This is a genomic window from Oceanobacillus jordanicus (assembly GCF_022095695.1).
GTDB classification, from domain to species: Bacteria; Bacillota; Bacilli; order Bacillales; family Amphibacillaceae; genus Oceanobacillus_B; species Oceanobacillus_B jordanicus.
This window is the reverse complement of record NZ_JAIFZM010000002.1, coordinates 359,734-381,723: the sequence shown is the minus strand read 5'-3', so window position 1 is coordinate 381,723 and position 21,990 is coordinate 359,734. Positions and strand designations below refer to the sequence as shown.

Genomic DNA, 21,990 nt, shown 5'->3' with positions numbered 1-21,990 from the left:
CATTTCTCAACAAGCAACATACTTCAAAGGCAATCTAGCGAAAACCCCAAACAACAAACTATCTGCAGAAACAAGTACCTTGATTATTTCTATTCACCCCTGAATCCTGTCTCCAGGATAACTTTTTTCCACAACTTTCACATGAAAAGAAGTACCAATTCACCAAAGAAGATGGAAGTAGCTTTATTATGTGTCCCACCTACAACGAATCGCCGCAAAATAATACAATCAGTGTAGCCATAAAAAAACAGGGGGAAGCAAACTAGAAATAATTACAAAAGCACCCCCTATGCCAACTTTTTTTCGATAATAGTTTTGGACACCTATATTATCGAAAAAGGAGTTTTTCAAAATGAATTATATTAAAGAAATCAACGGTTTTCACAAACGAAATATCTTTGAGCCGCTATCGAGTTCTGCTGTCTCTCTTTGGTTTTCCCTCATGCATTTCCAAAACCTTTGCGGGTGGAAAGAACAATTCTCCGTAGCAGCAAGCCAGCTCCAAGCCCAAAGTGGCCTTAAAAACACTAGTTTTAAATCTGCACGTAGAGAACTACAGGACAAAAATCGAATTATTGTCACCAATCGTGGCAGTAATCGATCCGCCATTTATCAAATGATTTCCCAGGTTGAAGATTACGAACAAACGCAAGGAGAAAATACGCCATCCAAAATTACACCGTCAAAACCACGACCTGCCAAAAAACCAAAAGAAGAATCAATCCTGACAAAAAGTGAAAGCCACTCTAATTCAGAAACAACCAACCAGAAAAACAACCACAAAACAGACTGCAGTTCCGACCACACTCCCGACCCATTCATTAAACAAAACGAAATAATAAACAAAAATAATAAACAAACCAATACAGCAGCAAGCCATTTCTACAGGACACACTTCAGTGAATTAACGCCATATATTTCCAAGGAAATAAAGGAGTGGGCCGCTGCTATGAACGAAGAACTTTTGGTTCATGCAATGAAAAAGGCATTGGAGAAAAATAAGATAACCTGGCGCTATGTACGAGGTATTTTAAAAGCCTGGGAAAAGAAAGGAATTCGGACTGTTGAGCAGGCGAGGAATGAAGAAATGCAATTTTCCCGGCAGCATACACGATATACAGGAAACGTCCAAACAGAAATAGTGCCGGAATGGTTTTATGAGCAGAAGAAGAAGCGAAAAACAGTGCAACCTGTAGCTGTGGTAGATCCAGTAAAAGAAGCAGCAGAATTAAAAACATTGTTGGGTCAGTTTGCAAAGGGGGGGAATAAGTGAGGTTTCTATTTGCGTTATGCCTAAAAGCAAAAAAATTAGGAGCACCCCAATAAGCTGCAGGTGCTCCCAAACTACTAAGAACTTATTTTTTCATAATGCCTTTTCGTCACTACTAATAAAAGCATTAAAAGTAGCTCAAATCCGTTCGTCACAGCTGAACTCGCAAAATCAAATGGAATCACGTTCAAGACAAGAATGATACATAGAGCACCAAACATCCATGGCCATTTCGTCAATTTCCACAGGATAATACTCGTCACGAGCAACACGGCCATAACCAATAAAATCATGATTGGTGGACCTGAAGAGGATTCTACTGTGTTATAGCGCAACACCCCGTATTCCCACACTGGCTCTAACGTTTTATTAAGAATCCCTGCTTGTATTTCATAAACGATTAAGCCAGCTGTAATGAGGAGGAAGCTACCTAAGGCAAGCCTGCTTCTTCTCCATTTTGCATTCGTTAAACGTAATAATCCCAATGCATAAAGTACAAGGGTCGGCGTAATAAAGGCATGGAACCAATAGCGCATTTCATTTAAGAATGCCAGAAATTCCCCTTCCCCGATGAACTTGCCACTTGCGATCACGGCATTATCAAAAATAAGTCCAATAATCACAAGGTGAACAAAAGATCGTAAGGACCAGCGGAACCTTGCTGGCGTTTCACGCAAACTCCAGGCAAGGAGTACTGCATATGCTATTGTGAAAAGTGTATAAAAGAACGTATCCATTTCCATCCTCCTATTCGGCTGAATATAAAGAATACCTGCTACATTAGTTTTCTGGTGCGCCTTGTTGATCTAACCATTCTGTGATCACCAGCATAATTTCATCCTGTTGCTTTTCCACTGAAATCAATGCTTCCTCGTCACCTTTTTGCTTCCCGTAAACGCCAAATTGTGCGTGATTCCCTCCCTTTATCTCATGTATGACTGCTTGTTCAGACAGAAGATGTTTAGTATCATTTATCTTATCTTGAGTTGATAAGCCATCGTACTCTGCCGAGATGGAAAGCATCGGCATGGCTACATCTGAGAAATCTGCACTGTCACTCGGGTAGGATCCTAGTAAGATAACACCATTCACTAAATCCTGGTTGTCCATAGCGAAGCTCGTTGCTCCGATCCCTCCTAATGAGTGTCCAGCTAGATACCAATGCTCCAGCTTAGGGTGCTCCTCCATTATTTGCTCGGCTTTGTTTAAATCAAGAATCGCGAGGTTTAAACGAAGGTTGGGAATGGCCACTAGGTAGCCTTGCAATGCTAATTGCTTTCCGTAATAGCTATAAGCTTCTGGCTCTACCTTGGCGCCCGGATACAGTATAACTCCGGTGTCGGCTTCTCCTTCAGGCTCGAATAATAGCCAATCTTCTTCAGATTGTATGTCCTCCGTGTTAACAAATTCGTATAACGTATCGGAAGCATCATAGGTTTGTTGTGCCCAATAATAAAAACCGCCTCCTCCAATTAGGAGTATTGCTAATAAAACTAAAAGTAAAACCTTCCATATTTTTTTCATTTTTCTTTCTCACTCTTTCTTCTTAGTAGGCATACAACATGGATAATTGAAATTAATGAATTCCCTTTTGAAGATAGACGTATGCTTTTCTTTCTTTATTTATATCAAAGCTCAAGCTACTTATCAATTGATAAGTAGCTTGAGAAAAAAATACCTTTTTACAAAAGAGTAAATACATTTGGGATTCAGAGCAAACGCTTAAATACCCACAAAACGTTCAAGCCCTAATCCAAAATACCCGCCTCCTCTCCTCGAATAGCCAACTAGACTCAATTTTGCTTTATGTAGGGATAATTACATTTACTTAACAGTGGGTTAATGAATCTGCTTTATACTATAAGTGAATTAAACTTTTGTTAGGAAGGTGATTATGTTGAAAATGAAGAAATTAGCTACTGCATCTTTAACAGCAATCCTATCCACCGGTTTATTAATTGGTTGCTCTGACGATGAGGACAACCAAGAGGACCCAGCAACAGAAGATTCTACGGAACAAGAAGATCAAGAAACAGGCGAAGATACGGACACAGAAGAAAACGAAGATGAAGAATAGAAAATAAGAAATACAGAAGAAGCCCTCACATTATAGTGAAGGCTTCTTAATTTATTCGCTATGCTTATGGTGAGTGGGGAATATGTTCCATTTATCCTTAAAGCAAATGAATTATGGAATGACTTAGAGAATCTGGAAAGCAGAGTCTGTTTGCTCAAGAAGAGATTCTCCAAATACCATTGCAGCTAAAAAGCTCCCCCTTAAAGTTTTTATCAAATACATTTGTAAATCCTTCATCTGTCATATCAAAAAAAGACTTTTCGGCGTTTCCGTCCAGATGATGTGTCTCTACAGAGGTAATGGTATCTTCATGATTGCCACTAGCACCATTAATTAAGGTATCGATTTTGTTCAGGATTACTTCCTTCGCTTGAATTAGCGTATTTATGCCTTACTTTTTATAAAGGTTACTATTATTCCTTTTTACCGGCAGCCACTTCATTGTTCGCACCTACTAGTTCCTCTCCAAAATATCGCTTATCCAATAGTTTCAGAAATGGAATCCAAATTAAGGTCACAATTACTAAGTTAACTAATTGCATTATCCCTCCTGCTATCGAATTCGTCGTTAGCATTCCACCAATAAAGATGGGTGTTGTCCATGGAACATGAACACCGGTTGACACAGGGACTAGGCCAACCGACATGGAAAAATAAGTAACGATTGTAACGACCACTGGAGCTAATAGCCATGGAATTACAACGAGTGGATTAAGAATAATCGGCAACCCGAAGATAATTGGTTCATTTACATTAAAAACTGCTGGAGGAGCACCAAGCTTTCCAAGCTGCTTTAATTGCTTACTTTTGGCGACTAAAAATAGCCCTAATATAACGGCCATTGTCATTCCAGAGCCGCCCATACCTACAATAAATGTATCGATAAACTGGTTATTTACAATATGCATTCTCTCTTCTCCAGCTTGGAACGCCTGATAATTTTCAAGAGATAAGGTCATCCAAATCGGATCCATCACCGAATTTACAATTATCTGTCCATGCAAACCGAAGAACCAAAATACTTGGATTAAGAGCACCGCAATCACTGCTGCAGGTAATCCACTTCCCAAAGCTGTTATTGGTTGTTGGATAACGGTATAAATAAAATTTTGCACCGTTTCAAATGAAGTAATGTTAAATAATATTCGTATCAACAAAAAGATGGATAGGGTCATGGTAATCGGTATTAAGGAACTAAAGGATCTGGATACGGCCTCTGGTACACCAGGCGGCATTTTGATCATCCAATTTTTCTGCAAAAAGAAACGATAAAACTCTGCAGACATGAAAGCTGTTATAATTCCGAGAAATAGCCCTTCTGCTCCAAGACTTGATGTCGGAATTACGCCACTAACACCCTCAAGCATTTGTGGTGTTAGGATGAGAAATGAGGCAAGCGCTGTAACCCCTCCATAAATGGCATCTCCTTCATAATATTCTGTTAGTTTGTATGCAATACCGACTATGACAAACATTCCCATGATGGTTAAAGTTGCTGCTGAGGCTGGGCCGAGTGCATCCTTATATGCCGTGTATGCATCCTCGCTTAGTAGCCTATCCAAGAAAGGGAGATTTGCAATAACTACAAACATAGAGCCAAAGATGATTATTGGCAATGCTACCATAAACCCGTCACGCAAAGCACCTAAATACCGATTGTTATTTAGCTTATCTGCTATCGGTAAAAAAAAGCGCTCCAGAAACTGCATAAACTTGCTGTTATCCATTTTATTCTCCTTTTAATAAAATTTTAATATTCAGTTATTTAATTTCGTATTTATTCTTCTAATACAACCATCCCTTTCCTTTAGCCAGCCATACACTGCTCCAAGCAGATTGGCATCTTGTCGAAAGTGACATGATGCAATGGTAGGTTTAATTTTTGCGAGATCCACAGCTTCCATGATTCCGTCTAGCTTTTCATTAATGTTATCAATCAGATCTTCTCTTGCACTAATACCTCCACCAATTAAAATTATCTCTGGATCATAAATGTATTGGAGATTGTAAATCCCAACTGCCAATATATGATAAAACCTATCCAAAGCTTCCAAGCAAACTTTATCTCCAGCCTCTGCCATGCTAAAAACCTGCTCCCCAGAAAGGGATGCCATATCGATATTTTTTTGTCTGGCAACCTCTTTGACTAATGCCTTGGTTGACGCTCTCCTACTCCACACGTCATTACTATTCTGAACAGCAGTATTCAGAAGCATATAGCCAAATTCACCCCCATGCAAATTTGCCCCTTTATGCAGTACTCCATTTTTAAAAACAGCGCCACCAATTCCTGTTCCAAGTACCATAACAAGTACGTCTTTTTTCCCTTTCGCATTTCCTTTCCAGAACTCGGCATAGCCTGCACAATGTGCATCATTCTCCATGAAAATGGGTACGTTTAGCTGTTCTTCCATCAATTGTTTTATATTGGGACCGTGTAAATAACGCAAAGCACATGAGCCTTTTATAAAGCCATCTTCAGAAACGGCACCGGGACTACTTACTGCCACTCCTTTCGCATCCTTATACAAATGGGAGATTTCCTTCATCGCAGTTAATAATCCCTCCAAGGAGTCTGGGGTCTTCACTTTATTTGTTTCCAAAACCCCCATTTCTTCTGAGATCACACCATATTTTAAAAAGGTCCCACCAATATCAAATGCTAAATATTTGTTCATTTAGTCACCTCACTTTTCAAACTTTCCATAGATTTCACTTATAAACCGCTTCATTCTCTGCTTCAAATTCTTTTGATTCTATCAATTCTTTATACCAATAAGCAGACTTTTTCAGGTGACGGTTGCGATTATCCTCTAAATCTATTTCCACTAATCCATATCTATTTTTAAATGCATTCATTGGTGATACATTATCAGTGAATGCCCAAAGCATATATCCTATACAATTAACCCCTTCATCTACTGCCTTTAACAACCATTTTAAATGTTCACTAATAAACTCGATACGGTAATCATCTTGAATGATATTCGAATCATCCCTAAATCTTTTTTCATTTTCGACTCCCATCCCGTTTTCAGCAATGAACCATTCCATATTGCCATATTCCTCTTTCATTCGAACGCCCATATCATACATAATTTTTGGGTAGATTTCCCAACCACGGTAAGGATTCATTTTCTTCCCAGGTAGTTCAAACATGTCATAGTAATACGAGGGATGAAAAGGAGTTTCTTCATTCCAAGCAGAAGTACGGGCCTTAACGCGATGGGGAAAATAAAGATTTAGACCAACATAATCCACTGTATTTTCCTTAATCAAGGTTAGTTCTTCATCCGTATAATCAAAGGTGATAGCGTGTTTTTCCATTACATCAAATAATTCCTTTGGATATTCCCCTTTTATGGAGGGGTCAAGAAAGACGCGATTGAAAAACAAGTCATACATTTTCGCTGCCTGTTGGTCATGTTCAGCAGTTGAACGAGCATACGTCACTTCTGGATTAAGAATGACACCAATTTTCGCCCCATATTTTCCCTTGAGTTCCATTTCTTTAAATAACTTGACTGCCTTTGCTGTTGCCAAGCCTTTATTGTAATTCCACTGCATCCACTTTTTTGTATTTTGTTCAAACGGCCAGCGAATGGCATCCAAATAGACACGTGTCTGAACAACAATTGGTTCATTAAAGGTAAACCAATGTTTGACACGGTCCCCATAACGTTCAAAAACTTTCTCTGCATACGCAATGAATAATTCAACTACATGTTTAGATCCCCAGCCGCCATATTCCTCAAATAATTCAGCTGGTACCTCATAATGTTCTAGACAAATCATTGGTTCAATACCATTTTGAATGAGCTTATTAATGACATCATCCACATAGGAGGCATACTCCTCATCTACCACTGCATTCTTATAATCTACTAGAAACCGCGACCAGTTAATCGATGTCCGAAAATGTGTTAATCCAATTTCTTTCATGTTTTGAATATCTTCCTCATATCGTTCATAGAAGTTTGTTGCGATAGCTGGACCGAACCCATTATGCCAAACATGTTTATTATGTTTATACCAGAGATCTAAGTAAGAATCCTGAGATTCCTTCTTCCCTACCCATCCTTCAGTCTGCCAGGCTGAAACTGCGGCACCCAGCATAAAATCATTCGGGATCTTTACTTTTACATTTGTCATTCCTATTACCTCCTTGTTTTTATACATGAAGTTACTCACTTACTGTCAACTTTCGGTAATTAGTTGGTGTCACCCCAGAGAATTTCTTGAACACATGCACAAAATATTTATACTCTCTAAAGCCAACCTGTTTCGATATTTCACTTACTTTAAACGGGGTATTTACAAGTAATGATTTTGCTTCTTCCACTCTTAAACGATTGACATATTCATTAAAGTTATCTCCCGTTTTCTGTTTAAACAACGTACTGAAATAGTTAGCGGATACATTAATGACATCTGCCACTTCTTGAACTTTTATTGCAGAACGGAAATAGGACTGAATATATTCTTGTGCTTGCTGGACAAGCCAATCTGCTTTCTCTACCGTTTTTAAATCCAGCTTTTCTCTTATTCGCTCAATATCTTGTTCAAACAATTGCTGTAACAAGGCGTATGAATTGAATAAAAGAAGGTCAATTGATTGCTGGTAATGAAAATCGGCATGTACGGCTTTTATACCTGGCAATCCTTCATATTCCTTCAACAAATTATTAAGGATTTGTGTGCAAACGTCCTTTACCTCGTCAAGGAAAAATGTGTTTGTTTTAAAATAGAGAAATAGCTTTTCGACATGGGATTGTATCTGGTCACTTTCCTTCCATTCCACATGATAAAGTACTTCCATTAATTCTTTCTCGATGTCATGAGGATAACTCTGCGCGATTGGCCGTGTCAGTTTATAATTGGAAAAAAGTATTTCATTCTCCCCAACTAGCGGGAAATACTTACAAACCTTTAAGAGATCGCTATATTTATCCTTTATATCAGCTATTGCTATAACCGAATCACTCCATACAAATGATAGGGAATAATAAGTGGCTTGTTTCATCACGTCTTCTATAAGCTTTTCTAAATCGAACTCTCTATCACGTCTTTGTATGAGACAGGTGAACAGTAATCCTTTACTCATATACATCGATATCGTTTCAAATCCAAGCTCCTCCGCTACGCGCTCAATCGATTGCTTTATATTGTGGAGAAATATTTCCATATCTTGCTTCGAGTAGTGCTGCGCTTGCTGGACATAATCCTTTACCAGACAAACAAATGGGTAAACCCTTACATTTAGCCCTAACTGAAGAGGTGAATTGTTATCGGTAGTATGGTAAATCTGTTGGAAAATAGCATTTTTGATTTCGCTTTTCTGTAATTCGTCTTTTATTTGCTGGTCTTCTTCTATTTCACTAATAAGTTTCTCTACTTTTAACTCTAGTTCACCGATATCAACTGGTTTCAGCAAGTAATCCTTTACTCCTGACTGCATTGCTTTTTTGGCATACGCAAATTCATCATAACCACTGATAAGCATTGTTTTCGTCTTAGGATAGTGCTGCTGTAAATATGAAGCCAGTTGCAGACCATCCATGTTCGGCATTCGGACATCTGACAAGACAAGATCGACACCACCCATATCGTTTATTTTATGGATGGCGTCTAACCCATCCATTGCCGTTTCAACAAATTCAATCTGGTGTTTTCCCCAATAAATTGTCTGCCTTAAGCCACGTCTGGTAATTGGTTCGTCATCGACAATCAGTAACTTGAATGGCATCAACTAATCACCTAATTCTTTGGATTTTTCCTCATTTAAAAGTGGCAGAAGCAATCGAACGGCTGCCCCTTCGTCTGTATCCAATAGGATAAGACCGTACGGTTTGCCAAATACGATCGATATGCGATCATGTAGATTTTTTAAAGCAAATCCAGCGCGCTCTTCACCATCCTTCTTTGCTTCACTAAATCCCCAACCATTATCCATTACATCGATCACGGCTTGATTGTTCCTTTGGTAACAGTGAACTCGGATGATTCCTTGTCTCGGTAAATTTTTTATACCATGTTGAATACTGTTTTCAATTAAAGGTTGGATCACCTGCTTCATCACATAATAATCTTTCAGATCATGATCGATCTCAATATGATAATCCAGTTGTTCACCTAACCGCTTTTTTTGCAGTTCAAGGTAGGCTTGACTGTATTCGATCTCTTCTTTAAATCTTACCCATGTTTTCCCGTTATTCAGGTTCATCCGAAATATTTTGGACAGGCGTTCAATTAAATGTCCGGTCTCCGGTGCATTTTCGAACCTTGCATTCCAGCGAATCATATCTAGCGTGTTGTACAAGAAATGTGGATTAATTTGATTCTGTAATGCTTTTAACTCTGATTCTCTCTGCTTTATTTTCAACTTATACTCTGTTTCGATATGTCGTTGAATTGTTTTCACCATCTTATTAAAACGAAGTCCGAGTTTTCCAATCTCGTCGTTGGAGTCTACATACACACTGGCAGTAAAATCCCCATTCGCCACTTGCTTTGTCTGATTGGTCAATTCAATAACCCGTTTAATAGTAGAATGGTAAAATAAAAGAAAGAACAACATTCCTGCTAAGAGAAGAATACCAATTAAATAGCCAATCAATACCCGTACGTTCGTTAGATCTGCTACAAGTTTACCTTCATCTATTGCCGTTACAGAGAACCAGTCTGTATTAGCAAGTTGATTTTTAACAACGAGATAGTGGCTATCACCATCTTGATAACTGAAGAAATCTTCCTTTCCCTCTGTGACCCAGTCTGTGAGACCAGCATCCGGAAATTGCTTGCCAATTAAATCAGCATCTTGATGGAGGATGACTTCTCCTTGATCAGAAAAAATAAAATATTCACCGCGTTGAGAAGGAACTTCCATTTGGTTATACAAGGCTGTTGGATCAAGCCGTATACGAACTAAACCAATTTGTTCACTTATATTATTCATATCATTAATCAGTCTGGATAGACTGATTACATATTTATCATCATTCCAACTGCTCGTTACTTGATAGGGATCACTCCAGACCGCGCTGCCGTTTGCGTCCTTTGCAGCCTGATCAAGTTTTGACTCGTTTCCTTTTACTGGTTCACCATGTTCAACTAGATGACCGTCCTTACTAATTAATGAAATAGAATTAATGTAAGGGTTGGAGATAAGCTGAAATGTAAAATATCCTTTTATCACCTCCATTGCTTCCCTATATTCAGGTTGGTAGATTTCTTCCTCTGTAGCAGTAAACATCTCCCGAAAATTACGGTCGTAAATCATGTAGGAAGACATCGTTTCTACCGTTGAAAAGACATCTAACAGATTCTGCTCATTTCTATTTAACCTCTCCGTTGCCTCCTCTACTGCCTGTTTTTTCAATACAATTCCAGTTTGATAATAGATTAAGATACTAATAACCAGAATTGGTACAGTTAATGCTAAGAAAAATGTAATAAACTTCCTCTTCAAGCCCCATCTCTTTAACATGATTTAACCTATCCTTTAGCTTTTTATTGCTGCAATTAGCCCTTTACTGCTCCGGAGGTCATACCATTTACAATCTCTTTTTCTAAAAACAGATAGAAAATCACAATTGGAACAAGTGACATCGTTAATCCTGCCATTTGTGCCCCGTAGTTAGTTGTAAATTGCCCTGCAAAATTAGCCAGTCCCAGTGGTAATGTTTGCAATTCCGGATCATTAATCAGCACTAAAGCAAAAGAGAACTCATTCCAATTATATATGAAATTAAGAATGATAACCGTAGCAACTGCTGGTCGTGACATTGGTAGAATGATGGACCAAAAGATTCGGAATATCCCAGCACCATCCATAATGGCAGATTCCTCAATATCCTTTGGAAATGCCCTCATAAAGCTGGTTAAAATAAAAATGGTTATCGGCAAATGAAAAGCAATATAAGGAAATAACAATGTAATTTCCGTGTTGAGCAGCCCAAGGTTTTTCATTAGGATAAACATCGGTACAAGTGTGGCATGAATCGGTATCAACAACCCAAAGATAAAAAACGTATATATAACCTTATTCAATTTAAAATGAAACCTGGCCAGGAAATAAGAGGCCAAAGCTCCTATAATCACGGTAACAACGGTTGCCGTGACACAGATAAAAATGCTGTTTTTAAATAACACACCGAGATTCGCTATTTCCCAAGCATTGGCATAGTTTTCAAAGTTGAATTTTGAAGGAAAACCAAACTGATTAACCGTAAACTCTTGTTCAGACTTAAACGAGTTTATCGCCATCCAAACGATGGGATAGACATTTATAAGTGCAAACAGGCTCAGTAATGTATAAATGATAATTCTTGTGACCCTTTTCTTGATTCTTGATTCATTTTGTTTGTTCTTATTTTTCTCAATAGGTAATGTAGAATTCATTCACACCCCTCCTTAAATTAGTTTCCTACCAAATAACTTCGTAACAATAAAAATTAATATAAGACTAAAGAAGAAGATGAATACAGAAACCGCACTACCATATCCATATTGCAGTTTATTGAATGTTTCATTAAACATATAGAGTGCCATTACATCAGAAGAATGAGCTGGCCCACCATTTGTCATGACATAAATAAGATCAAACGTCTTTAGACTCCCGGAGATGCATAGAATTACCGCAACAATAATCGTATGCCAGATCATTGGGATTGTAATTTTAAAGGTTGTCGTCCATTCAGAAGCTCCGTCCATTTTTGCTGCTTCTAAAACTTCTGTTGGTACATTCTGTAATGCAGCAAGAAAAATAATTAAGTAAAGCCCGATAAATTGCCAAATGACGGTAACCAAGACGGCGGCCATTACCCACTTCGTATCACCAAGCCAGTTTTGTGCCATCACACCAAGTCCAATGTTTCTCAGAATTTCGTTTAACATTCCATTCTGAGAATTATAAATCAAGCTCCAAGTTAATGAGATAACGACCGTTGAAAGTACCACCGGGAGAAAGCCAACCGTTCTAAAGAATTTAAGTCCTTTTATCTTACGATTGAGTAAAAGTGCAAAGAACAACGCAAGTGGTATCTGACCTAAAACAGAGGCAAGCACAACGTAGATATTATTTTTAACCGAATTCCAAAACAAAGGATCTTCAAATAGATTCCGAAAGTTATCTAGACCAACAAAGGTCATATCAGTAAATCCATCCCATTCCATCAAGGAGTAATAAAAGGATTGCAAAATGGGATAAATGGCAAAGACAGCATAAATCAGAAAGGCGGGAAGTAAACCGATCATGATTGCTGCTTTACTTTTATGTGTTAGCTGCATCTTTTCGTCCTCCAATTTTCACAGGCTGCCGTAAAAACCGGCAACCTGTGTATAAATTGATTATTCATTCGCTTTTTCCAATTCCGCTTGCATTTCTGCTGCAAGCTCTTCTGGTGTTGTATCCCCAATTGTAATGGATTGAAGCCCATTATTAATAATGTCCGTCAACTCCGGTGATAAGGTCGCATCATAAACAGGTGAGAGCCCATTTTGAGCTAAGCTGTTTGCCTCCTTAAACACTTCTGGTATACTATCGTCCATTTCTACATCAGCTGGAACGATAATATTTGCCTTGACTAATTCTTGGAACAGTTCTTCACTATAGTAAAATTTAAGAAACTCAAATGCTGCCTCCTGCTCTTCTTCGCTAAGTTGGCTATTAACGGCAATTCCACCACCGGCGACTCCAGAAATTTTAGATGCGTCTCCCTCTCCACCTTCAAAGGAAGGAAAAGGTGCAACACCAATATTCTCCAGATCATCTACACTATCCATGATTGGCCCAATAGCCCAGGAGCCTGCAAAATGCATCGCAGTTGACCCTTTAATAAATTCATTTCTAGATTGAGCTTCGTCAATCGTATTCATATCTTCATTAAATGCTCCAGATTTGGTCAAATCATCAATGACAGTTAGGGCATTAATAAATTGTTCATTTTCAAACGTTCCATCCTCATTCAATACATTGTGGAGGAAGTCACTCCCTGTATAACGATCCGCAATTCCAGAAATAAAGACAGATTGTAATGGCCAAATTGCTTTATTCCCAACAGAGATCGGCGTAACATTATCGCTATTCAAGCTATCTACTAATTCCTTAAGTTCCTTATAGGTTGCCGGAAATTCTTCAAATCCTGCTTCACTTACAAGCTGTTTGTTATAGAAAATCAGACTTGTTTCACTAACATTAGATGGAATTGCATAGTAATTTTCTCCTAATGCATAATCCTGTAAGATCTCCTCGGGAATTGTCCCTTCCCAATGATCAATAATGGGGTTTAACGGTAACAGGGCATCCCCCTCGACGAATGGCTCGATTCTCGTTCCAGGCCATACGCGCATCAAATCGGGCAATTGATTCCCAGCAGCCTGTGTCCGCAATTTAATCTCATAGTCGTCATGAGGAGTGCTTTCACTTATAATCTCAATATCATCGTGTTCCGCATTGAATTTTTCAATAATATCTTTGTAAACCGTATTTTCTGGACGGTCCTCTGTCCAGTCATTCCACAGTGTTAATTCAATTACCCCTTCCTTAGACTGGGTTTCTTCACTATCGGCACATGCAGCTAAAACGAACGCTACCACTACTCCTAAAAATAAAAATTTTAATGCTCTCATTTTGTTCCCCCCTTAATCATTAAGCGCTTACATAAAGTGTAACAATTTCACTTTATTCTTAATATCCTACAAATCTATAAAAATGTCCGAAAATTACGGATACTTAAAGCAATAAACTCTAGATATCCATGTATGCATGGTAAAGACACTATTCCAAGCATTCCAGGAACTTGGCAAATAATTTCTCCTACTCCACAGATAATAAACGAGAAAGGAGGGTCTGCTTTGAAAAACAAAGGTGCTGGAGAAATGATTGAAGAAACCGCAGAGAACTTAATGAAAAAAGGGGTCCCTGCAAGAACAGCAGCATATGCCTCTTCCATGGGATATCTCAGGCAGCTGAAGAAGAAATAACTGCAAAATAAAAGGAGCAAACTGTTTTGCTCCTTTTAAAATTGACCTCTTTGTTCATGTATTACGATCTCTACTTGGGATTAATCACAATTTCTACTCGGCGATTTCGCTCTTGGCCATCTTCTTCTTTATTAGAAGCAATAGGTTTGGTGTCGCCAAATCCTTCAATTTGCACATCCAGTCCAGTCACATCACCACTTTTTTCTAGATAGGCCCAAACTGCTTCCGCCCTTTCCTTTGATAAGTTCAAATTATAATCCGAATCGCCGACATTATCGGTATGTCCATTGATTTGAATTTCCGTATTCTCATCTAATTTCTGTAAATCTTTCATCACATCATTAAGTGTTTCCTTAGCATCTGCTTTTAAGGTACTTTCGTCAAAATCAAACAGTAAGTCATCAGGCATTTGTATTTTTACTTCCTCATCCTCTACTGTCAAGCCTACGTCTTTAGGAGGGTCAAAGTCCGGTGCATCGATTTCTACGATCAACTCCACATATTGATCTTCTCCATCCTCTTCAACAAGTTCGCCCTTCAGCTTCTCCCCATGCTCGCCATATGTATTCAATACATCTTCCCAGCTGTTGTTCTTCGGCTCAAAGCGTATCGGCATGTACATACCTTTTTGCAGCTTATGATACGGTACCCGTAATTCAAATGTGCCATCCGGATTTACCCGCGTAAATCCAAATGAAAATGCATCAATAATGCCAGAAGCCTTTAGCAGATTTCCACCAACTTTTGTGCCTTCCACCAGATTACTTTTTCCTTTAAAATAGAGGTAGCGGTGATCGCTGTCCACATCTGCTTCCATCCAAACTTCCGGCTCTCCATAATCATCCGGCTTTTCTTTCCATTGTGGAATTTCGATTGGAATCGTATATGGCATGGGCTGATCTACATCAATATAGAATTCCGCCTTCACTTCGAACGCGCCATGTGTATCTGTTACATACACTTGTGGCCCTGTTGCCTTCTCCAAGTTTTCCCCGTAATGCTCCTCTGTCTGGTTATTGGTATATAAATTCAACTTAACGGTAGTACTTGTGCTTATCCCGGAAAATTCAAAGGAAAAGCTTCCATCCTCTTGAACTTCTGCCGTATCAATAAACGTAGAAGAGGCAAAGCCACCATCCGTCACACCACTTGAATAGATACTTGAACCAGGTAGCAGATTGCTTTCCCCTTCTATTCTTATTTGGTCCTCCTCAATTATTGCTTCACCACTTAGCTTCACTTCTAAATCGCCAAGCTCCGACGTAGCCTTCTCAGCATCACCCTCTTCTTCATCTTGCGCCGTATCGGTCGCTTCCGTTTCATTCTCCTGCTCTAAAGTCTGATCCGGTTCTCCTTTAGTCTCACTAGTTGCGTCCTTCTCTTTTACGCAGCCACTGATCAACAATACAATAACGATTACCATAAATAATTTCCTCAACTCAAACACTCCCCTGTTTCAATCGAGACAAGTCTCCTGTCCCCTATGTTCTCTGCGTTTAGTATACCTAGAGGGACTAAAGAAAGGTAGTAATCACTGTGCGTTTTTGAAAAATAATACTTTCGTCATGTTTTTGTGACAGAAAAAAAAGAAGCCCTCATGAGATGTGCAAAGGACTCCGTTTTTAAGATGAATATGGTGCGGATTCTATATTTTTTTGAGCACTACTGAGTTTCTTATATTGTGTTTTATCAATTTCAATCATTAAATCACCGCCTGCGACTATGTCAAAAACTGTTCCTAAAGCGGCATAACCACTGCTTATTTATTTAATGAAAATTGCTATAGAATGATAGCAATATGTTATAATTGAGTTTAATAGACTGGCTTCACATGAGGGGTGGCGCACTGGAAACCTTCTCCGGAATTTCCGAGAAGGGAGGTGGCGCCTATGGATATAATAAGCGTTCTAATGCTAATGGTTTCATTTGGCATGCTGATTGCGTTTATCATGTCCGATAAAAATAAAAAATAATCCCTCATGTGGTTTGAACGGCCTTTGAGGGATTATCTCTTCCTTTAATGCGCCTAGCCCCTCTTGACGGGGTTCGGTCTATTATGACCGTTCCATGTTACAGCATGGGCGGTCTTTATTATGATATGCACTTTTTATTCTTCTATGTTTACTTTACCATAAATTCCATGTTTGTACACTTTTTTCTCTGTATTTGTGTTGTTGTAATATACACCGACAATGGATTGGCCACATTGAGGTTTAATCATGTTCTTTATAATATAAAGTAGTCTTAATTAAAACTAATTTTTTCCTATCCTATCCAATTTATTTTGTTTCATCTTGAAGCCATTCTCCATCTTTCCGATAATACCATTCCAAATATTCAGTTGGGTCACCTTTAATGGTATAGCTGACAACAAAGTATTTTTCTTCGTAGTAGTCCACTTCATCTATAAATTCTATAGTAAACGTTTCATCTTGAACTTTTTCTTCAATCACATTATAAACTTCATTTTCTAATTTGTTTTCTTGCAACTTTACAAAACCCCATATCATCAAAATAATTAAACATATTACGATTACTACCCAATCCCTAGCCATTGTTTTGATGTTCTTTTTCTTGTTGTACCACGTTATTTGAAATACAGCCAACACCAATGTAAAGATTAAAAGAGGTACGAAAACATCAATTATAGGAACTTCAAAAACATACGATAGATATAAGGCAACTAAAAGTAACAAAATGGTAAGAAAGGCTCTCGAGAGTTTATACTTTTCTCCGTTAAATAAGTATTCAATAACTTTTGTCTTAATAAAAGACCCACCCCTTTAATCAATTAAGTTAAGTAACATACTTCTCAACTCTAAATCCACATTAGCTAATATACAACTACACATACATAACACTTTTCAAGAAAAATTAACAACAGCAAAATCACCAAGACTTTGAGCTACTTATAAACCACATACATTTAAATAACAAAAATTCATGATTGTTTGAATATATTATACTATGATATAAAAATTAATAAAGAGCTGATGTCAGACTTGGACTTCAGCTCTAGCTACTACTCAAACTTATATTAAAGAGAGTTATTATATTCTTTATCTTTTATATTCACAATTGTTCGTCCTCTAACTTTTCCTTCTAAAATATCAGATAACGTCTTAGGCAGGTCTTGGAATAGCACTTCATTCGCTATATCCCCTAGTCCTTCTGGCTTTAAGTCATCAGCCATTCGTTTCCATAAAGTTTCTCTTAATTTCTTCGGGCAATATACTGAATCTATCCCTAATAAACTGACCCCTCTAAGGATAAATGGAAACACAGTTGTTGGTACATCTACACCACCAGTTAACCCACTTACAGCAACTGATCCTCCGTATTTAATATTGCTTAAAACTGAAGCCAATGTTTTACCACCTACAGGGTCAATAGCACCTGCCCACCGTTGCTGTCCAAGAGGTCGAATTTTTTCTGGTGCAACTTCTTCACGAGAGATAATCTCTTTTGCTCCGAGTTCTTTTAAGTAATTAAATTCGGATTCTTTTCCTGTACTTGCCGTAACATTATAATTGCGTTTCGCGAGCATGGAAACTGCCATACTACCTACCCCACCAGTTGCTCCAGTAACTAATATATTTCCATCTTCTGGTGTTAATCCGTTTGCCTCCAATTGGTGGATGGAAAGAGCAGCAGTAAACCCAGCAGTTCCAAATATCATTGCCTCTCTTAGTGAAAGATTTTGGGGTAAAGGTACGACCCATTCGCCGGGAACCCTTGCATATTCACTGTAACCTCCATAATGGGAAACTCCTAACTCATAGCTTGTTACAATAACTTTATCACCTTCTTTATATCGAGCATCCTTTGATGAAGTCACTATTCCTGCAAGGTCAACTCCAGGAATAAAAGGGTATGATTGAACAATATTTCCATTTGGGATACTTGATAATCCATCTTTGTAGTTTACACTTGAATAATGAACACGAATCGTTACCTCTCCATCTGGGAGGTCTTCAAAAGATAATGGTTCAATATTTACTGAAAAAACCTCCTCCGTTTTATCCACAACAAGCGCACTAAAATACTTTGACATCTAACCACATTCCTTTCTGGGTAATTAAATATTCGTTTCATAAACTTATCATAATACATTTTATTCTGACCGGTCAATTTATTTATCCAGTCAGAATAAATTACTCGTACAAATTGATAAAGTTTTGTATACTATTGGTAAGTAGTAAACGGGGGTTAGATTGATTATGGCAAAAAAAGCTGAACAGAGACGAAATCAAATATTAAAAGCAGCCTTCCAAGCTGCAGTAGAAAAAGGTTATGAATCTGTGACATTACAGGATATTGCAGATTATGCAGATGTAAGTAAAGGGGTAACAAACTATTATTTTAAAAACAAAGCAGATGTATTTGCTCACCTGTTTGAATGGATTACAAATAGAATATATGAAAAAGAATCTGCATCAATTGATAAAATGGAAACAGCCATTGAAAAACTTGAAGCATATATTAATCAGGTATTTATCAGTCCTGAAGAGAACAAGGCTTTCTATCGTGTATACTTAGACTTTTTAGCACAGATAAACAATAATGATCAGTATAAAGAGATAAACCAACAATTCTATGAAAACTGTTGGTCCATAGGAAGAGATATTATTAAACAGGGAATTGAAGAAAAGGTATTTAAAGTGGATCATATCGAACAAGCAACAATAAGTATTCGTTTTATAATCGATGGTAGTTTGATTCAATGGTTAATGAGAGATGATGATAGCTTGCATGGTTATTATCGAACGCTGTGTCATAACTCAATACTTCAAATTCTAAATTTTAAAATGTAATGGATATTGGAATTGAAACAGAATAATTAGAAGAAGGTTAAAGAAAACTAAACAATTGGTACTTAGAGGACCACACATAATAAACATACAAATGTATGATAATATGTGGTTTCATTTTTTACCTCTTTAACCTATGCCCTTCTCTATTAGAAGAGGAATAATTTTAAAGCGCAATTCCCTGATTTACAGTATTGCGCTCGATTAAGAAAGGTAATTTAATTGAGTTATTCGTTGATTTCTAAATGTGGATTCCATACTACTTCCCACAAGTGGCCATCTGGATCTTGAAAGTAACCAGCATAACCACCCCAAAACGTGTCATGTGGTTCAACCGTTATAATTGCACCAGCCTCCCTTGCCTGCTCCATTACTTTATCAACTTCTTCTTTACTTTCCACATTATGACCAATGGTAAATTCAGTTGGACTAGGAATGGACTGATCAATTTGAGCATCATGAGCAATGTTTTTGCGCTCAAAGATGGCAAGCTTTATGCCAGATAGAAAGTCGAAAAAGGCCACAGCACCATGATCAAATTCTTTACCAACTATCCCTTCTGTTGGAAGCCCTAACCCGTCTTGATAGAACTTTAAAGATCTTTCCAAATCATCTACACCTAATGTAATTACTGTAATCCTTGGTTTCATAAACCATTTCAACTCCTAATTTTTTTAATAAAAAGGGATGACATAATAGACGATCTCCATATTGGGTTAAAGCGCCTGTTCCGTTAATAACTATGCTTCCAATTTTTTATGTAAAAAATATTGATTAAACCCTTTTGGGTGATCTTCAAGCATACCAAAAACCTCATACCCATTCTTTTTATAAAATTCAGGGGCTTGGAAACTAAATGTATCAAGATAAATAAACCTGCACCCTTTTTCTACTGGTCACTTTCACTTTGATTCCATTGCTGAATTATTTCCAACCTAACCCCTCCCTTTATTTAGTAATGAGTGGAAATTGCGTCATTAAAAATGGTACTTATAAATCTCTTCGTTTGTTAAATTACATTATTTCTCAATTTCATTTTATCATAAATTTAAAATTTTAAAAAAACTCATTGAAATTCTTATCCTTAAGTCGCCAGAAATTTATTCTTAGATAAAATCAAGTTTACTTTTTCTATAATAAAATAAGCATAAAAAAGAACACTCCCGATTGGGAACGCTCTTTTAGAATCACTTCATTTCATATTGGAAAACCTGCCAAAAAATCTCAGCTCTACAGCCTTTCCTAAAGCTTTTCACCATTTGATTCAATTACCTTTTTAAACCAATGAAAGCTACTTTTTCTATATCGCTTTAAATCTCTCAAATCCTTTTCTTCACGATTCACAAAAATATTCCCATAACGTTTGGATATTTGGCCTTTTGAGCTTAAGATATCCGTTGATCCCCATGTGAGGTAGCCAATTACGTCTACCCCTTCTTGCATGGCGATTTTCATTTGTTTGAGGTGCTGATTAAGATAATCAATTCGATAGTGATCATCAACATGATTATTTTCATCAAGTTCCTCGTTTACCCCGATCCCATTTTCTGTGATAAAAATTGGCAATCTATAACCATGAAGATTTGCACCTTTATGGACTTCACCATTTTTAATGATGGCGCCACCGACTCCCGTTCCAATCGCCATAACTAAAACATCCTTTTTACCCTTTGCTGCCCCTGCCCAGACTTCAGCATAGCCTGCACAATTTGCATCATTTTCAATATAAACGGGTAACGATGTCCCACTTGCAATCAATTGTTTAATGTTAGGACCATGAATAAAAGGGATGGCACTGGAACCATACACAATTCCCTCATTTGACACAGCACCTGGTAGACTTACTGCAATTCCTTGTACATCCTTATGCAGCGCAGCAAATGTATGGATGACTTTTAATAAACCATCCAGCGTCTTCGGTGTTTTTACTTTAGTATGTTCCAAAATAGTACTGTCAGCGCCAACCACCGCATATTTCAAAAAAGTACCACCTATGTCAAAAGCTATGTATTTATTCATGTGATCGCCTCATTTTTTGACTTGTTCATCTTGTATTGACCATCTATGCGCGCTCCTTTGATACATTAGGAAATAAAGCAATTTGAAAGCATATTATTGATTTGAATCATTATAGGAAACCACATAGTTTTGCTTTGCGGTGTTATAGTACCCCTCACTATATTCCACGATATTTCCCTCTTCATCGCTAGAACGCCTTATCCTTTTTAAAACAGCAGCGCTTTCTTCTAATTTTAACGCTTCTTTAATAGAAGGAGGCGCAACCGAAACTTGGAACTCATCTCGAAATGATTCAGGGCGAATATGATGTTCTTCCAAAAAGCGATATAAAGAAGTGAGTTGAACATCTTTTATCTCTTCTTCACTTAGGTTCAGGGAAAGATAGTGGATAAAGTAAATATACGGTTCATTATTCAATGAATAAACCCGTTCAATTTTAATGCACTGATCTCCAAATATTGACCGTAGTTCCGTGCAGTCTACTAATTCGACCTGCTTAATACTTAATACATTCTTCGTAATACGGTGGCCTTCCTCAACTAAAATCTCGGTGAAGTGCTTCCCTTTTGCAAGTTTCGCAACGGAAACATTGGCAATTACCTTCGTTCCTCTCCCGCTTTTCTTTTCGAGATAACCTTCCTGGACGAGTTCTTTAATTGCATTTCGCACTGTTATTTTACTGACAGTAAATTCATTTTCTAATTGAGGTTCGGAGGGAATGTATGTATTTAAAGCATACTCGCCATTTAAAATGCGATCTTTCAATATTTCTTTAATTTGTATATAAAGTGGACCTTTCGTTTTCTTCACCATCATTTCCAATCTCCTAC

Annotated in this window: 20 protein-coding genes and 1 pseudogene; 4 read left to right on the top strand and 17 right to left on the bottom strand. The window is 37.7% G+C overall.

Features of this window, described 5'->3' with window-relative positions; translation table 11 throughout:
- Positions 1-352: 352 nt before the first annotated feature.
- Entirely contained in the window at positions 353-1,273 is a 921-nt protein-coding gene (locus K3T81_RS03930; RefSeq protein ID WP_238018375.1) for a DnaD domain-containing protein, read from the top strand.
- A 74-nt stretch (positions 1,274-1,347) separates the two neighbouring features.
- Here the strand turns inward: K3T81_RS03930 and K3T81_RS03925 are convergent, their stop codons facing one another.
- Complete coding sequence (locus K3T81_RS03925) at positions 1,348-2,007, bottom strand: hypothetical protein (protein ID WP_238018374.1); 660 nt, start codon at positions 2,005-2,007, stop codon at positions 1,348-1,350.
- Positions 2,008-2,050: 43 nt separating this feature from the next.
- Entirely contained in the window at positions 2,051-2,794 is a 744-nt protein-coding gene (locus tag K3T81_RS03920; protein WP_238018373.1) for an alpha/beta hydrolase, read from the bottom strand.
- Positions 2,795-3,164: 370 nt separating this feature from the next.
- Here K3T81_RS03920 and K3T81_RS03915 point away from each other — a divergent pair, with 370 nt between their 5' ends.
- Positions 3,165-3,347 (top strand): hypothetical protein, encoded by a 183-nt coding sequence (locus K3T81_RS03915; RefSeq protein WP_106897680.1) that lies wholly within the window; start codon positions 3,165-3,167, stop codon positions 3,345-3,347.
- 413 nt (positions 3,348-3,760) lie between these two features.
- Here K3T81_RS03915 and celB read toward each other — a convergent pair whose 3' ends face one another.
- Genes celB through K3T81_RS03875 form a run of 8 tightly spaced genes read right to left on the bottom strand, consistent with a single transcriptional unit; the run spans position 3,761 to position 13,976 of the window.
- Entirely contained in the window at positions 3,761-5,074 is a 1,314-nt protein-coding gene (celB, locus tag K3T81_RS03910) for a PTS cellobiose transporter subunit IIC (protein ID WP_238018372.1), read from the bottom strand.
- Positions 5,075-5,104: 30 nt separating this feature from the next.
- Positions 5,105-6,025 carry an ROK family protein gene (locus K3T81_RS03905; protein WP_238018371.1) on the bottom strand — a complete coding sequence of 307 codons (921 nt, stop codon included), beginning with the start codon at positions 6,023-6,025 and terminating at the stop codon, positions 5,105-5,107.
- A gap of 34 nt (positions 6,026-6,059) precedes the next feature.
- Positions 6,060-7,499, bottom strand: coding sequence for a glycoside hydrolase family 1 protein (locus K3T81_RS03900; RefSeq protein WP_238018370.1), 1,440 nt, complete (start codon positions 7,497-7,499; stop codon positions 6,060-6,062).
- 31 nt (positions 7,500-7,530) lie between these two features.
- Positions 7,531-9,093 (bottom strand): response regulator transcription factor, encoded by a 1,563-nt coding sequence (locus K3T81_RS03895; RefSeq protein ID WP_238018369.1) that lies wholly within the window; start codon positions 9,091-9,093, stop codon positions 7,531-7,533.
- 3 nt (positions 9,094-9,096) lie between these two features.
- Complete coding sequence (locus K3T81_RS03890) at positions 9,097-10,833, bottom strand: sensor histidine kinase (protein ID WP_238018367.1); 1,737 nt, start codon at positions 10,831-10,833, stop codon at positions 9,097-9,099.
- A 35-nt stretch (positions 10,834-10,868) separates the two neighbouring features.
- A complete protein-coding gene (locus tag K3T81_RS03885; protein ID WP_238018365.1) occupies positions 10,869-11,747 on the bottom strand; it encodes a carbohydrate ABC transporter permease in 879 nt (292 codons plus the stop codon).
- Between the two features lie 12 nt (positions 11,748-11,759).
- Entirely contained in the window at positions 11,760-12,635 is an 876-nt protein-coding gene (locus K3T81_RS03880; protein WP_238018363.1) for a carbohydrate ABC transporter permease, read from the bottom strand.
- A gap of 60 nt (positions 12,636-12,695) precedes the next feature.
- Positions 12,696-13,976 carry an extracellular solute-binding protein gene (locus K3T81_RS03875; protein WP_238018361.1) on the bottom strand — a complete coding sequence of 427 codons (1,281 nt, stop codon included), beginning with the start codon at positions 13,974-13,976 and terminating at the stop codon, positions 12,696-12,698.
- Positions 13,977-14,201: 225 nt separating this feature from the next.
- Here K3T81_RS03875 and K3T81_RS19465 point away from each other — a divergent pair, with 225 nt between their 5' ends.
- Positions 14,202-14,330 carry a hypothetical protein gene (locus K3T81_RS19465; RefSeq protein WP_275949816.1) on the top strand — a complete coding sequence of 43 codons (129 nt, stop codon included), beginning with the start codon at positions 14,202-14,204 and terminating at the stop codon, positions 14,328-14,330.
- Between the two features lie 70 nt (positions 14,331-14,400).
- Here K3T81_RS19465 and K3T81_RS03870 read toward each other — a convergent pair whose 3' ends face one another.
- The 3 genes from K3T81_RS03870 to K3T81_RS03860 form a co-directional block, all read right to left on the bottom strand.
- On the bottom strand, positions 14,401-15,768 hold the full coding sequence (locus K3T81_RS03870; protein WP_238018360.1) for an OmpA family protein: 1,368 nt from the start codon (positions 15,766-15,768) through the stop codon (positions 14,401-14,403).
- 841 nt (positions 15,769-16,609) lie between these two features.
- Entirely contained in the window at positions 16,610-16,819 is a 210-nt protein-coding gene (locus K3T81_RS03865; protein WP_238018358.1) for a hypothetical protein, read from the bottom strand.
- A 548-nt stretch (positions 16,820-17,367) separates the two neighbouring features.
- On the bottom strand, positions 17,368-18,384 hold the full coding sequence (locus K3T81_RS03860; RefSeq protein ID WP_238018356.1) for an NADPH:quinone oxidoreductase family protein: 1,017 nt from the start codon (positions 18,382-18,384) through the stop codon (positions 17,368-17,370).
- A gap of 166 nt (positions 18,385-18,550) precedes the next feature.
- Between K3T81_RS03860 and K3T81_RS03855 the strand changes: the two genes are divergently transcribed.
- Positions 18,551-19,144 (top strand): TetR/AcrR family transcriptional regulator, encoded by a 594-nt coding sequence (locus tag K3T81_RS03855; protein WP_238018354.1) that lies wholly within the window; start codon positions 18,551-18,553, stop codon positions 19,142-19,144.
- Between the two features lie 224 nt (positions 19,145-19,368).
- Here K3T81_RS03855 and K3T81_RS03850 read toward each other — a convergent pair whose 3' ends face one another.
- From K3T81_RS03850 to K3T81_RS03835, 4 genes and pseudogenes are all read right to left on the bottom strand, one after another.
- Entirely contained in the window at positions 19,369-19,791 is a 423-nt protein-coding gene (locus K3T81_RS03850; protein ID WP_238018353.1) for a VOC family protein, read from the bottom strand.
- Positions 19,792-19,881: 90 nt separating this feature from the next.
- Positions 19,882-20,031, bottom strand: a pseudogene (locus tag K3T81_RS03845) (GNAT family N-acetyltransferase); the annotation flags it as partial.
- A gap of 352 nt (positions 20,032-20,383) precedes the next feature.
- Positions 20,384-21,160, bottom strand: a complete 777-nt coding sequence (locus K3T81_RS03840) for an ROK family protein (protein WP_238018352.1) — start codon at positions 21,158-21,160, stop codon at positions 20,384-20,386.
- A gap of 93 nt (positions 21,161-21,253) precedes the next feature.
- Entirely contained in the window at positions 21,254-21,976 is a 723-nt protein-coding gene (locus K3T81_RS03835) for a GntR family transcriptional regulator (RefSeq protein WP_238018351.1), read from the bottom strand.
- Positions 21,977-21,990 lie beyond the last annotated feature (14 nt).